Raw genomic sequence first — 13164 nt, 5'->3', positions numbered from 1 at the left:
AAGTGTTAACCCGCGCACAGCCTGGGCATCGGCCGTTGTCATCGACGGCCTGTTTGTTGTGGGTGGCGACCAGCCGGCTTGGCAGGCGCCTGCCTGCCCACTTCAATACAGGCCTTTCAACCGGGACGATACCTATGACCACACCTGAAAACCCGGACTCGCTGTCCAATCTCAGCGGCTCGCTCAGCGCCGAATACGACCAATCCCGCGCCGCCCAGCGCGATCGCGTGATCGCCGAACTCAAGCAGGTGATCGAGCGGGTACCCGAGCAGACCGAATTCACCAACTCGCGCCGCTACAAAGTATGGGGGCCGGTGATGTTGCTGGTCGCGCTGGGCATGCTTGCCCTGGCTTTCAACATGGGCAAGACCGGCATGATCGTGGCGGCACTGTTCGTTACGGTGGTTTCGGCCGTGATCAGCTGGCAGCACCGCAATGCTGGCACCCACGTGTTCCTGCGCCTGACCCGCCGCCAACTGTTCGTCGATACCTTGGACGCGCCGGTCGACCTGGCCCAGGTCGAGGAGGTGGCCATCAAGGACGAGGGGCTGGTGACTATGCAGACCCTGAACCTGAGCGACGACGCAGTACTGCCCGACCACCGTGTGGCGCGGCTGCAGTTCTTCGGCAACCAGACCATGGTGATCCGCAAGCCTCGCCTGCAACTGCGCATCCTCTCGGCCGGCCTGGCCATCGGCGGGCGCAAGCTGGACAACGAGGAAGCGCTCGCGCTGCTGGCCGCCTATCGCGACGCTGCGCATGCGCAGCGCCAGCTGGAGGCCCTGCAAGCCCATGGATGAGCGCGAGCGCGAGGCGCACCTGGAGTACCTCCAGGCCTGCGCTGACGGGCCAACCGAGTCACTGCAGATCCATGAACGTTCGCTCGGCAAGGCGCTGCTATGCGCCTTGCTGGGCTTGCTGCTGGCGGTCGTTGGCCTGTGGTTGGCCACACTACCGCTGGTATTCGGCCCGCAGACCCCGCTGGCGGTAAAAGGGCTGCTGTGGGGCTGCGGCGTGCCGATGCTGCTGCTCGGTCTGGCTGGGTTGGGCCTTGCCGAGGCGTTGCGCCGCCGTCACGGCACGCGGGTGCTGGAACTGACGCCCGAGACCCTGCGCTTCGCCAACTCACCTGAACCCTTGCCTTGGCATACCTTCGATGCGTTCGAGGCCGACCAGCGCCACTTGAGCACCTTGCTGGTGTTCTCGGTATCGGCGTTCAGCCGCGCGCCGGCCTTGCAACCTGCTTGCTTCAAGTCGCTGGTAGCCCCCGATGCCGTGCCGCTGGCCGGTGGATTGCGGGTCAAGGTGTGGATGTGCACGCCGACCCTGGCGGGCAAGGCGCTGCACCTGGACGCGTTGGTCGAGCTGTTGTACGGCTACCTCGAAGCGGCCCAGGCGCGGCGTACGTTGGGGCAGTTGTTTCCGGGGGTGGAGCGGCTCGGTACACAGGTTTGAAACGCTGTCAGCGAAGTGTTGCGAGCCACTACTCGGTTTCGCGGGCACGCTTCTCTCAGAACTTTGCCCGCACCGCCACATTGAAATTGCGCGGTTCACCGTAGAAATTCCAGTAATTGGGATTCCCCAGGGTCTGGTAGTACTTCTTGTCGAAGACGTTATCCAGGTTGTATTGCAGCTCCAGGTTGCGGCTGAGCTCGTAGATGGCGTGCAGGTTGGTCAGGTGGTAGGCATCCTGCTGGATCTTGTAATCCTCGCCGACCTCGCTCTGGGTCATCTTGCTCTGGGCGTAGAAGCTGCCACCGACACGCAACGGGTTGAGCCTGCCTGGCAGGCGGTAGTCGGTTGCGACCTTGAACAAATGGCGTGGCGAGGCGCCGTTGAAATCTTCGCCTTTCTGCTCGCCACCGATGTACTTGGACTGGGTATAGGTGTACCCCGCCGATACATTCCAGTTCGGCAGCACCTCACCGGTCAGCTCCAGCTCGATACCTTTGTTGCGCACCTTGTCGGAAGCCCGGTAGCAAGCCCAGGTCTGGGCACAGCTCACTTGCTCGGCACGCCCGCTCTGGTCCGCCTGGAACAGCGCGATGGCGGTCTGCAGGCGTTTGTCGAGGAACTCGCCCTTCAAGCCGATCTCGTAGTTGCTGCCGGTCATCGGCGCAAGCGTGGTGCCATTCACATCCTGCGCGCTCTGCGGCTTGAAGATCTCGGTGTAGCTGGCGTAGGCCGACCAGTTTTCGTTCAGGTCCTGCACCAGGCCCGCATAGGGTGTGAGTTCGCCACTCTTGGAGAAGTGCTTGTAGTCCGAGGATTCGCGCACGCCATTGGTGTCATCCAGCGAATCATGGCTGTACCAACTCAGGCGGCTGCCGAGAATGAACGTAGTACTGTCGGTGAGGCTGAACCGGCTGGCCACATAGATGCCTTTTTGTTCCTGGGTGCGGTTGTATTGCCATTGGTTGACATTGAGGGCGGTCGGCGTGGGTGGGTCGAACGCTGCCAGGTTGTTCATGTCGACGATGTAGCGGTACGTCGCATCGCGCCCGCCGTGGTAGTCGAAGTCGTCCTTGTTCCAGTTGCCACCCACGATCAGCTCATGTTGGCGACCCAGCAGCTGGAACGGGCCGGTGAAGTAGCCATCGATGCTGGTCTGGGTGTCATCGAAGCGAAAGTGGCGCGGATTGAGGGTGAACAGGTCGGTGCCACCGCCTGGGAAGGTGTAGTTACCCAGGAAATCCGACTTTGCCCACATCTGGTTGACGGCCACCACACCCTTCCAGCCGTTGGCAAAGGTGTGCTGGATGTCGGCGAACAGGGTGGTGTTGCGCTTGTCCAGGTGGTTCCAGTCACCGGTCAGCGAGGTAGAGCGCGACATCGGGTAGAACGCGCCGCTCTCCTTGCTGGGCAGGCCCGACCAGTCATAACCGGAGTTGCGTTCCTTCTGGTAAGTGAAGCCGAAGGTGACCAAGGTCGACTCGTCCAGGTCGGCTTCGATAATGCCGTAGAACAGCTGGTTTTCTTTCTGGGCCGTGTCCAGGTAGCTGTTGGCATTGTTGTAGGTAATCACCGAGCGGCCACGCAGGGTGCCGGCTTCGTTCAGCGGCGCCGACAGGTCGAGCATGGTCTTGTAGTCGTCCCAGGAGCCGACCGAGGTTTCGATCAATGCCTGGGGCTCGGCCGTAGGCCGCTTGCGGACCAGGTTGATCGACGCCGACGGGTTGCCCGCACCTTCCATCAGGCCGGTGGCGCCGCGCACCACTTCTACGCGGTCGTAGATGTCGGTGTTGGGCTTGGAAATGGTGTCCATCGAGTACGGGTTGCCGATGTTGGTCGGCACACCATCGATCTGCAGGTTTTCGACCGTCTGCCCGCGGGCCTGGTATAGCGAGCGCTCGCCACCGTTCTTGATGATGGTGACGCCGGTGGCGTTACGCATGACGTCGTCGAGGTTTTGCATGTTCTGATCATCCATGCGCTGACGGGTGACCACGGTCACCGACTGCGGGGTTTCACGCAGCGATAGCGGCATCTTGGTCGCCGTGGCCGAGCGGCCGGTGGCGTAGGCGTGGGTGCCTTCGGTGACCTCACCCAGGCCCTGGCCGTTGATGGTCGTGCTGTCCAGGGTCAGGGCCGAGCCATCGGCCTTTCGCACCAGCTGGAATTCACGCTCCCCGGTACGGATCGCTTCCACACCGCTGCCGGCCAGCATCTGCGTCAGCGCTTGTTGCACATTCGCGGCATGCACGGGTTGGCTCTGCTTGTTGGCCGTCAGCGAGGCATCGCCACCGATCAGCAGGCCGGCCTGGCTGGCCAGCAGGTTCAACTGGCGGGCGAGGGGGCCGGCTGGGATATCGATGGTTTGTGCCTGCGCGGTTGCCGCGGCGCTGTCGGCGAAGACGCTCGGGCTCTGGCTGGCCAGTGCCAGCAACACGGCGAGGGTGAGCGGATGACGGCAGGGGTAGACGGTGTCGCGAGCAGACATGGGCGGATCCTTTGCAAGTTCGATGAAGTGGCGTCATCCCACCAAGCGAACGAGCGGCGCAAAACCGGAAAAAGATTTTCAGATTATTTTCAGCGCGCTTCGACCGAGACCCACCAAGGCAAGGTGCGAACGACTCGGACCGGCAGGGCACGCTCCAGCATCGCCAGCGTCCGGTCGCTGTCGAGCAGCGGATAGGTCCCCACGACACGCAGGTCATCGAGGCCGGGGTCGATACCCAGGTACCCGTGGCGATAGTCGCGCAGCACCTCGATGACCTGGCGTAGCGGCATGTCCTCGGCCACCAGCACGCCACGGCTCCAATCCTGGCGCAGGGCTGTGGCTGCGCCAGGCGTGGAGCCTTGCTGCGCATCGAACAGGGTCATCTGCCCGGCCTCCACGCGCAGTACCCGGCCGCTCTCTGCGCAGGTGGCCTGCACCGTGCCGGTGAACACGCTCAAGGTGGTCAGCAGGCCCTGGTCACGCACGCTGAAGCGGGTGCCCAGGGGTTGCATGCGGCCAGCGCGAGTCAGCACCTGAAGGGGCCGGGGATCGGCAGCGGTCTCAATCAGGATTTCGCCGCGATACAGGCGCAGTTGTCGAACGGATTCATCGAACTGCACGTCCAGCGCCGTCTGGCCGTTCAACCACAGCCGGGTACCATCGGTCAGTGTCAGCGGCCGGACATCGGCCAGGCCAGTCCGGTAGGTGGCTAGCCAAGCGCTTGGCGAGTCGATCCAGCCCTGTCGCCAGCTGCCCCAGCCCAGCAGGCCTGCGCTACCCGCGATGCACAGGCCACCGAGCACCCCGCGGCGCGAGTGGCGTTGACGGTGGACGGTGTTGAGTACCTGATGGGCGTGGTTGGCATCGGCGTGCAGGTTGCCGAAGCGTTGGTTGATGCTTTCCACGTAGCGCCAGGCCAGGCGGTGCCGCGCATCTTCGGCCAGCCATGTGTTCCATTGCGTGAGTGTGGCGGGGTCGTCTGCGGCGCCATGCAGGCGTGCGAACCACGCGGCGGCGGCTTGCAGGACAGCATGGTCGAGCGGGGGCTGGCTCATGAAAGCGACGCGTCCAGTTCGACTTCCAGCAGCAGGCACTGGTACATGGCCTGGGCAAGGTAGGTGTTCACGCTGCGCTCGCTCACGTTCAGGTGCGCAGCGATCTCCCGCTGTTTCATCCCTTGCAGTTGCGCCAGGCAGAATGCCTCGGCAACACGCCGTGGCATGCGATCGATCATGGCCTGCAGCTGGGCCAGGGTCTCCAGGATGATGGCTTGGTGCTCGAGCGAGGGCTGGAGTTGTTCCGGCTGGCCCGCCAGCACTTCAAGGTAGGCCTGTTCGATGTGCCGGCGCCGCCAGAAGTCTACGCAAGCGTTTCGCGACATCCGCCCGAGGTAAGCTTTGGCGTGCTCGGCATCATTGAAGGCTCGCGGTTTGCTCAGCAGGCGGACGAATACGTCCTGGGCGAGCTCCGCGGCGTCATGGGTATTGCCAAGTTTGCGCTGCAGCCATTGGCGGATCCAGCCATGGTGGGCACGGTAGAGGTTCTCCAGGTCGGAGCCAGCAGTGCCGGGCGAAGCGGTCATGGGAACGGCGCCTTGGTTGCTAATGCGAATAATTAGCAATTCTAGCGTTGCTGTGGGCTTCGGGGCAATTGGCCAGGTCGGTGCAGGGACTGCGCCATCGGGATACCGCGTTGCCGAGCGGGAAGGCCGTGTCGATTGTTCCAGGCAGTATTTCTGTTGTGGCTGAAGGCCAAACAATAGGTATTGGCGACGGCCCCTGTCCTAATAGCGTTTTGCTCGTCTACAGGCGTCTGTTCGATGATTCGACTTCCCCTCATGCTCCTTATGGCCGCAGGTATTCCCTGTGTGAACGCCGCCGAAGAGGTCCCTTTGGAGCGTTCTATCAAGGACTGGATTATCGGCTGTGATAACACGCGTGCCTGCACTGCTATCGGGGCCGTGCCCATGCGCGACGATATCGGCGTCACGACGTTCAGCCTGCGTGTCACGCGTGAAGCCGGCCCGCAGGGAAACCTGCGGGTAGGTGTGTTCAGCTACAACGCCACCCGTGGTCAGCCAACGCTCGATGGCAAACCCCTGAAACATCGATTCGGCCCTGGCGAACTCAAACAAGGCGAAGTACCCGAGGTTTTTGCCCTGGCCGGAATCGATGCCGATGCCTTGATCGCGGAGTTGCGTAACGGGCGGGAGTTGAGCTTACCCATTGAGGGCGGCACCTCCGTCGCTTCGCTGAGCGGGATGAGCGCGGCGCTTTTGCTGATGGACTCGGTGCAGGGGCGGGTTGGCACACAGGACGCATTGATCTCCAAGGGTCCGGCGCCTGCTAGCGGCGTGCCGCAAGCCGTTGCTGCGCCCATGGCGCCGAGTTGGCAGGCACCCGTTGCACTAGCCCCGGGCAGGGCGAACGAGGTAGCGGACACGGTCATGGCCGCCACGCGCAAGGAGTGGCAAGAAGAATTGAGTGAAGGCGTTGCGCCAAAGGCGCAAGCCTATGCCTTGAGTGCAGATCAAGCGCTCGTGATCATCCAGACCGGCTGTGCGGCTTATAACTGTTTCTACAGTATTTACCAAACGCCCCTGGACCACCCGGAGCAGGCGCGCAAAGCGCTGATCGCCGAGGTGCCAAACCTGGCGGAAAGGGAGCCTTTGGGCAGCGTCGATTTTGATCCGGTCACGGGCGAGTTGAGCAGTGATGCGCTGGCGATGGGCATGGGCGGGTGTGGCACTGCGCTGCGTTGGCGTTACGACGGTACCGGTTTCACGCTGACGCGTGCGGCTGAGATGAACACTTGCATGGGACTGGATCAGGCTTACTGGCCTGTGCTGTGGCGTACCGAGGCAGGCCGCTAGAACTGTCGAATACATCCGGACAGTCGATGCAGCCGGTAAATCAAAGACATTAAAAAGCCGGCTTGTGGCCGGCTTCTCGGGGACGGTCTTGGCTAATTTTTGGTAAGCCGCAACCGCCTTAATCGTGTGGCCATCAAGGGCCGAATAGAGATGGCTAACGGCCGTGTGGGACGTTGCCGAGCCCTCTGGATCGCGGCTTGCGCCGGCCTGGGCTGATGTGCGGCGTAGCATACAAGGGCTAGGGCCCGATGCCCAGCAAAAATTGCCATCAGTAGGTCGTACCTGGGCGATGACCGCGAAAATACGACCAATGGAACACCCAGCCAAGAATGGTCAGCCCCTGGGCCTTGCGTTGCACGCGGGTGTAGCGCTCGGTGGCATGCTGGTTGCGGTCGTGGCTATGCAGGCACAGGGTGCCCTGCTGACCCAGGCTCAGGCTGTTCACCCTCAGTACGCCGTTGTGCGACAGGGCGTAGGTTTCGCCGTCGATCACCTGGGTCAGGCTGCGATCGATGGCGACCAGGGCCCCGCAGGGGATCAGCGGGGCCATGTTGCTGCCCGGCATGGCCAGACAGACAGCCGACTCGCTGCTGATCCCCAACGTTTGCAGTGCCTGGGCCGGCAGCGGCATGTGGTGGCCCGGAACCTCGATCAGTGCGCCCTCGGACAGCGTGTGCAAAGGAACCTGCTGCAGATAGCCGCTCTTGGCTCTGAGCAAGGCCGGAGCATCAAGCGGCTGCGCGGCGGGCAGGCCGCTGCGCAGGATCGGCGCGGGGTGCTTGGGCCCTTCGCCGCACTGCAGCCAGCGGCGGTTCACGCAGAACACATCAGCCAGTTGGTCGAGGCGGGCGACGGGAATGCCGCGCTTGAACCAGTTATTGACGTGCTGCGGCGAGATACCTCGCTGGGCAGCGAAATCGGAAGAGGTCAGGCCACACTCGTGGAGCAGGGCTTTGAGGCGTTCACCGGATTTGTTCATTAGCCGAGTGTAACCTCGGTGTATGCGCGAGGAAATGAACGGGATGTTGATGCGAACAGGCGGGAAAACGACCTTTTGTAGGACGTTTGTGTAGGAGCGGGTAGTGGTGTTCCTCTGCTGAACGGACATAAAAAAACCCCGCCGGGGCGGGGTTTTCTGACGATCGCTATCAGCCCTTGTAGGCAGCGACCGACTTGGTGATCGCGGCGCGGGCGGCGTCGGCGCCTTCCCAGCCTTCGATCTTGACCCACTTGCCCTTCTCCAGATCCTTGTAGTTGGCGAAGAAGTGCTCGATCTGCTGGATCAGCAGCGCAGGCAGGTCGGTGTATTCCTTCACGTCGACGTACAGCTGCGACAGCTTGTCGTGCGGGACGGCGATGACCTTGGCGTCGCCGCCGCCGTCGTCGGTCATGTTCAGTACGCCGACCGGACGGGCGCGGATCACCGAGCCAGGGGCGACTGGGTAAGGGGTGACGACCAGCACGTCCAGCGGATCACCGTCGTCGGCCAGGGTGTTGGGGATGAAGCCGTAGTTGGCCGGGTAGAACATCGGGGTGGCCATGAAGCGGTCGACGAACAGGGTGTCGCTGTCCTTGTCGATCTCGTACTTGATCGGCGCGTGGTTGGCCGGGATCTCGATGGCGACGTAGATGTCGTTCGGCAGGTCCTTGCCAGCTGGAATCTTGCTGTAGCTCATTGGGCTGTGCCCCCGTGTCTGGTCAAAAGTGGCGGCGATTATAGGCATATTCCGCGCGGGGCTGCCACGCCCAGCCGGATGCGCGGGCGCATCAGGCGTGGCTTTCGCGATAGTCCGGGTGTTCGGCCTGCAACCGCTGCAGGCGCTCGAGCGGGGCCTGGCGATAGAACAGTGCAAGCTGGGCGTACACCTGTGGATAAGCCTGCTGCAGCAGGTCGGGCGCGCTGAAGAAATACTCGCTGGTGACAGCGAAGAATTCCGCCGGGTTTTCCGCGGCGTAGGGGTCGATGGCGGTGTCGGCGTCCGGGTTGGCGTCGAGCTGGCGATTGAGGTCGTCGTAGGCCTGCTGCATGGCCGTGGCCCAGGTCTCGACGTGCATGTCGCGGTGCAGCGGCGGCAGGCCGTTGGCATCGCCGTTGAGCATGTCGAGCTTGTGCGCCAGCTCGTGGATCACCAGGTTGTAGGCGTCCCAGCCGCCGCTGGCCAGCACGCCATGCCAGGCCAGGATCACCGGGCCCTGCTGCCAGGCCTCGCCGCTGTGCTCGCCATCCCAGACGTGCTCCACGCCGCTGGCGTCGCGGTGGCGCTGGGGGCTCTTGAAGTCGTCGGGGTAGAGGATGATCTCGTGGAAGCCCTGGTACCAGTTCAGCTCACCCAGGTGCAGCAGCGGCAGTTGCGCCTGGGCGGCGAGGTACAGGCGCTGTTCGTCGTCCAGCTCGACCCCGGGCAGGGTGGTCAGGTGCTTGTCGTGCAGGAACAGGATGCACGCCTCGCGCAACCAGCGGTCTTCCGCCTCGCTGATGCCGTCGAGCAGGGGCAGGCGCTCGCGGATCACCTGCCACAGCCGTGGGTCGATCGGGTAGCGCGCCAGCGTGCGCTTGCGCCGCCAGGCGCTCAGCGACCACATGGGGCGTTCAGTGGGCCTTGGCCGCGCGGCCCAGGCGCCCGCGCAGCAGGCCGAGGATCATCGGCACCAGCGACAGGACGATGATGCCGACCACCATCAGCGACAGGTGCTGCTTGATGAACGGCACGTTGCCGAAGAAGTAGCCGAGGGTGACCAGGCCGCCCACCCACAGCAGCGAGCCGGCGACGCTGAAACCGAGGAAGCGCGGGTAGTGCATGTGCGCGATGCCGGCGACGAAGGGCGCGAAGGTCCGCAGGATCGGCAGGAAGCGGGCCATGGTCACGGTCTTGCCGCCATGGCGCTCGTAGAAGTCGTGGGTGCGCTGCAGGTAGTCGCGGCGGAAGATCTTCGAGTTGGGGTTGTTGAACAGCCGTTCGCCCACGGTGCGGCCGATCACGTAGTTGGTGCTGTCGCCGAGGATCGCCGCGGCCATCAGCAGGCCGGCCAGCAGTACCGGGTCCATGCCGCCGCCGGCGGCCACGGCACCGGCGATGAACAGCAGCGAATCGCCCGGCAGGAAGGGCATGACCACCAGGCCGGTCTCGCAGAAGATCACGGTGAAGAGGATGGCGTAGATCCAGGGGCCGTAGTTGGTGACCAGCAGATCGAGGTAGGCATCGAGATGCAGGATAAGGTCCAGCGGGTTGAAATCCATGTACAGCACCTGTGTTCTGACCCGAGGCTACGGGCACGCGATGACGGACGACGCCCAGTATGTAGGATTTGTATTCCTACGAGTGGGTAAATTTTCGTTAAGCCAGGGAGGGGATTATACGGCTAAGTGGCAATCGTGCCCGGAGAGTTTGTAGCGGGGGGTTACTGGGGAGTTCTGCAGAGCCCCTTCGCGGGTAAACCCGCTGCTACAGGATCAGCGTTGGACTTGCCATGCTGCGTTCCTGTAGGAGCGGGTTCACCCGCGAAGGGGTCGGTACAGGTCATTCCTGGCTGATCGGCAACACATAGTTCTCGAACTCGGTGTCCTTGCGAAAACCGATCGACTCGTAGGTCTTGCGTGCCACCTCGTTATTGGCGCTGGTCGACACCCGCATCCTTACTGCCTGGGTGTCCTTGGCCATCTTGCGCGCCTCGCGCATCAGGTGGTCGGCCACCAGCATGCGCCGCGAATCCTCGGCCACGTAGATGTCGTTGAGGATCCACACGCGCTTGAGCGACAGTGACGAAAAACTCGGGTAGAGCTGGCAAAAGCCCAGCAATTTGCCGTCGTCGTCATCCGGCAGTGCCAGGTAGATCACCGACTCGCCGCGCTTCAGGCGTTTTTCCAGAAAGCTCCGCGAACTGTCCGGGTAGGGCAGTTCCCCATAAAACTCGCGATACTTGACGAATAGCGGGGTCAACAGGTCGAGGTGTTCCAGGGTTGCCTTGATGATGCGCATGTGCGGCCCTCAGAGTCCATTTGCGGGAATGGCGGAATGCCAGCGGCGTTCAGGGCCATGCTGCCCCAATGCGCGTTGCCAGCGCAATCTGCCGTCCGTGACATCTTCTTTACCCTTGGTCGAGCAAGAAGTTTCCTTTTCGGGTGTTGGACTGTTCGCTATCGAGGCTGTGCAATTCTGCCTCGTCCTTCAGGTTGACCCCCGACAGCTGCCGGCGACAGGCCTCGCGCATCAGGTACAGCAAGCGGTGGGCAGCCATGCCATAGCTCAGGCCTTCCAGGCGCACGTTGGAGATGCAGTTGCGGTAGGCATCGGTCAGGCCGACCTTGGGCGCGTAGGTGAAGTACAGCCCCAGGCTGTCCGGGGAGCTGAGCCCGGGGCGTTCGCCGATCAGCATCACGGTCATGCGCGCACCGAGCAGTTCGCCGATTTCATCGGCCACCGCTACGCGGCCCTGCTGCACCAGCAGCACCGGTGCACTGCGCCAGCCATCGGCAGCGGCCTGCTCCTCGAAGCGGGTCAGCAATGGCAGGGTGTGGCGGTGCACGGCCAACGCCGACAGCCCGTCGGCCACGACGATGGCCAGGTCGACGCCGCCGGGGTTGGCCTGGGCATGTTCGCGCAGCAGCTGGGCCGAGTCCTCGTGCAGGCGCCGACCCAGGTCGGGGCGCTGCAGGTATTGGTGGCGGTCGCTGGCGGCGCTGTGCAGCACCAGGCTGTCGCGGCCATGCGCCTTGAGCTGCTCGGCCAGGGTGGCATGGTCGAAGGCCAGGTGCACGGCATCGCGGGCCTGGGCGTGGGCGAACTGGAAATCCAGCTGGGCCCCGGTAGGCAGGCTGATGCCGCTGCGGCCCAGAGCGATGCGCGCCGGGGTGAGGTTGCGCAGGGCCAGCCAGGGGTTGGCCGGAGTGGGCGTGCGTGGGTCCATGGTCATGTCCTATGCAAGCTGTGCCAGGGCCTGGCGGAAGGCCGGGGGCAGGTTGTCACCAAAGCGCACGCGGCCATCGGCCTGGGTGAAGATGCCGGTGCGCTCCAGCCATGCTTCGAATTCCGGGCCGGGGCGCAGGCCCAGGGTCTGGCGCGCATACAGCGCGTCGTGGAACGAGGTGGTCTGGTAGTTGAGCATGATGTCGTCGGAGCCGGGGATGCCCATGATGAAGTTGATCCCGGCCACGCCGAGCAGGGTCAGCAGGGTATCCATGTCGTCCTGGTCGGCTTCGGCATGGTTGGTATAGCAGATGTCGCAGCCCATCGGCACGCCGAGCAGCTTGCCGCAGAAATGGTCTTCGAGCCCGGCGCGGATGATCTGCTTGCCGTTGTACAGGTATTCCGGGCCGATGAAGCCGACCACGGTATTGACCAGAAACGGCTTGAAGTGCCGGGCCACGGCATAGGCACGGGCCTCGCAGGTCTGCTGATCGACGCCGTGGTGGGCGTTGGCCGACAGCGCGCTGCCCTGGCCGGTCTCGAAGTACATGAGGTTCTGCCCGAGGCTGCCGCGCTGTAGCGAGAGCCCGGCCTCGTAGCCTTCCTGCAGCACATTGAGGTTGACGCCGAAGCCGGCGTTGGCCGCCTCGGTGCCGGCGATCGACTGGAACACCAGGTCCAGCGGCACGCCCCGTTCGATGGCGGCGATGGAGGTGGTGACGTGGGTCAGCACGCAGGCCTGGGTGGGAATGTCATAGCGCTGGATGATGGCATCGAGCATCTCCAGCAGGGCGCAGATCGAGGCGATGCTGTCGGTGGCCGGGTTGATGCCGATCATGGCATCGCCGTTGCCGTACAACAGGCCGTCGAGGATGCTGGCGGCGATCCCGGCGGGTTCGTCGGTCGGGTGGTTGGGTTGCAGGCGGGTCGACAGGCGCCCGCGCAGGCCCATGGTGCCGCGAAAACGGGTGACCACGCGGATCTTCTGCGCCACCAGCACCAGGTCCTGCACGCGCATGATCTTCGACACAGCGGCGGCCATTTCCGGGGTCAGCCCAGGTGCCAGGGCGCGCAGGCTGTCCTCGTTGGCCTGTTCGCCGAGCAGCCAGTCGCGCAGGCCGCCGACGGTGAGATGGCTGACGGCGGCGAAGGCCTGGGCGTCGTGGCTGTCGACGATCAGCCGGGTGACTTCGTCCTGTTCGTAGGGAATCAGCGCTTCGTTGAGAAAGTGCGTGAGCGGGATATCGGCCAGGGCCATCTGCGCGGCGACCCGTTCGCCATCGTTGCTGGCGCCGATGCCGGCCAGGTAGTCGCCGGAGCGTGCCGGACTGGCCTTGGCCATGACTTCGCGGAGGCTGTCGAAGCGGTAGACCAGGTTGCCCACCGTGTGTTTGATGCTTGCCATACAGAATCTCCAGAGCGCCGCGGGGCTGGCCCGCGGCGGGTGT

At 63.8% G+C, this 13164-nt stretch carries 13 protein-coding genes; 3 read left to right on the top strand and 10 right to left on the bottom strand.

The genetic code is table 11. The features are described 5' to 3' along the window. The first annotated feature begins 134 nt into the window (after positions 1-134). A complete protein-coding gene (locus IAE37_RS10715) occupies positions 135-800 on the top strand; it encodes a hypothetical protein (RefSeq protein ID WP_201173238.1) in 666 nt (221 codons plus the stop codon). Next, complete coding sequence (locus tag IAE37_RS10710; RefSeq protein ID WP_236409900.1) at positions 793-1455, top strand: hypothetical protein; 663 nt, start codon at positions 793-795, stop codon at positions 1453-1455. Before IAE37_RS10715 ends, IAE37_RS10710 begins: the two co-directional genes overlap by 8 nt. A 55-nt stretch (positions 1456-1510) precedes the next feature. Here the strand turns inward: IAE37_RS10710 and IAE37_RS10705 are convergent, their stop codons facing one another. The 3 genes from IAE37_RS10705 to IAE37_RS10695 form a co-directional block, all read right to left on the bottom strand. Further along, positions 1511-3940: a TonB-dependent siderophore receptor gene (locus tag IAE37_RS10705; protein WP_201173233.1), complete on the bottom strand. Its 2430-nt coding sequence runs from the start codon at positions 3938-3940 to the stop codon at positions 1511-1513. An 89-nt stretch (positions 3941-4029) separates the two neighbouring features. Continuing rightward, positions 4030-4995, bottom strand: a complete 966-nt coding sequence (locus tag IAE37_RS10700; RefSeq protein WP_201173231.1) for a FecR domain-containing protein — start codon at positions 4993-4995, stop codon at positions 4030-4032. Beyond that, positions 4992-5522: a sigma-70 family RNA polymerase sigma factor gene (locus IAE37_RS10695; RefSeq protein ID WP_201173228.1), complete on the bottom strand. Its 531-nt coding sequence runs from the start codon at positions 5520-5522 to the stop codon at positions 4992-4994. Before IAE37_RS10695 ends, IAE37_RS10700 begins: the two co-directional genes overlap by 4 nt. A gap of 285 nt (positions 5523-5807) precedes the next feature. Between IAE37_RS10695 and IAE37_RS10690 the strand changes: the two genes are divergently transcribed. Then, positions 5808-6812, top strand: coding sequence for a DUF1176 domain-containing protein (locus IAE37_RS10690; RefSeq protein ID WP_328822717.1), 1005 nt, complete (start codon positions 5808-5810; stop codon positions 6810-6812). Between the two features lie 268 nt (positions 6813-7080). Here IAE37_RS10690 and IAE37_RS10685 read toward each other — a convergent pair whose 3' ends face one another. From IAE37_RS10685 to IAE37_RS10655, 7 genes are all read right to left on the bottom strand, one after another. Then, complete coding sequence (locus IAE37_RS10685; protein WP_201173222.1) at positions 7081-7791, bottom strand: LexA family transcriptional regulator; 711 nt, start codon at positions 7789-7791, stop codon at positions 7081-7083. Positions 7792-7960: 169 nt separating this feature from the next. Continuing rightward, complete coding sequence (gene ppa, locus IAE37_RS10680) at positions 7961-8488, bottom strand: inorganic diphosphatase (RefSeq protein ID WP_003255365.1); 528 nt, start codon at positions 8486-8488, stop codon at positions 7961-7963. 91 nt (positions 8489-8579) lie between these two features. Continuing rightward, positions 8580-9395: a zinc-dependent peptidase gene (locus IAE37_RS10675; RefSeq protein WP_201173219.1), complete on the bottom strand. Its 816-nt coding sequence runs from the start codon at positions 9393-9395 to the stop codon at positions 8580-8582. 7 nt (positions 9396-9402) lie between these two features. Continuing rightward, positions 9403-10050 carry a DedA family protein gene (locus IAE37_RS10670; protein ID WP_201173216.1) on the bottom strand — a complete coding sequence of 216 codons (648 nt, stop codon included), beginning with the start codon at positions 10048-10050 and terminating at the stop codon, positions 9403-9405. A gap of 280 nt (positions 10051-10330) precedes the next feature. Next, entirely contained in the window at positions 10331-10789 is a 459-nt protein-coding gene (locus IAE37_RS10665) for a GNAT family N-acetyltransferase (protein ID WP_201173214.1), read from the bottom strand. A 109-nt stretch (positions 10790-10898) separates the two neighbouring features. Then, a complete protein-coding gene (gene eutC, locus IAE37_RS10660; protein WP_201173212.1) occupies positions 10899-11717 on the bottom strand; it encodes an ethanolamine ammonia-lyase subunit EutC in 819 nt (272 codons plus the stop codon). A gap of 9 nt (positions 11718-11726) precedes the next feature. Beyond that, complete coding sequence (locus IAE37_RS10655) at positions 11727-13121, bottom strand: ethanolamine ammonia-lyase subunit EutB (protein ID WP_201173210.1); 1395 nt, start codon at positions 13119-13121, stop codon at positions 11727-11729. Positions 13122-13164: the final 43 nt, after the last annotated feature.

Source organism: Pseudomonas sp. S31, assembly GCF_016648105.1.
Taxonomy (GTDB): domain Bacteria; phylum Pseudomonadota; class Gammaproteobacteria; order Pseudomonadales; family Pseudomonadaceae; genus Aquipseudomonas.
This window is presented reverse-complemented; position numbering and strand designations above follow the sequence as displayed.

Bases quoted from the DNA above. Each gene is read 5' to 3' on its own strand.
- IAE37_RS10685 (WP_201173222.1), bottom strand. From the start codon at position 7,791: ATGAACAAATCCGGTGAACGCCTCAAAGCCCTGCTCCACGAGTGTGGC.
- IAE37_RS10695 (WP_201173228.1), bottom strand. From the start codon at position 5,522: ATGACCGCTTCGCCCGGCACTGCTGGCTCCGACCTGGAGAACCTCTAC.
- IAE37_RS10655 (WP_201173210.1), bottom strand. From the start codon at position 13,121: ATGGCAAGCATCAAACACACGGTGGGCAACCTGGTCTACCGCTTCGAC.
- IAE37_RS10700 (WP_201173231.1), bottom strand. From the start codon at position 4,995: ATGAGCCAGCCCCCGCTCGACCATGCTGTCCTGCAAGCCGCCGCCGCG.
- IAE37_RS10670 (WP_201173216.1), bottom strand. From the start codon at position 10,050: ATGGATTTCAACCCGCTGGACCTTATCCTGCATCTCGATGCCTACCTC.
- IAE37_RS10675 (WP_201173219.1), bottom strand. From the start codon at position 9,395: ATGTGGTCGCTGAGCGCCTGGCGGCGCAAGCGCACGCTGGCGCGCTAC.
- IAE37_RS10710 (WP_236409900.1), top strand. From the start codon at position 793: ATGGATGAGCGCGAGCGCGAGGCGCACCTGGAGTACCTCCAGGCCTGC.
- IAE37_RS10715 (WP_201173238.1), top strand. From the start codon at position 135: ATGACCACACCTGAAAACCCGGACTCGCTGTCCAATCTCAGCGGCTCG.
- ppa (WP_003255365.1), bottom strand. From the start codon at position 8,488: ATGAGCTACAGCAAGATTCCAGCTGGCAAGGACCTGCCGAACGACATC.
- eutC (WP_201173212.1), bottom strand. From the start codon at position 11,717: ATGGACCCACGCACGCCCACTCCGGCCAACCCCTGGCTGGCCCTGCGC.
- IAE37_RS10705 (WP_201173233.1), bottom strand. From the start codon at position 3,940: ATGTCTGCTCGCGACACCGTCTACCCCTGCCGTCATCCGCTCACCCTC.
- IAE37_RS10665 (WP_201173214.1), bottom strand. From the start codon at position 10,789: ATGCGCATCATCAAGGCAACCCTGGAACACCTCGACCTGTTGACCCCG.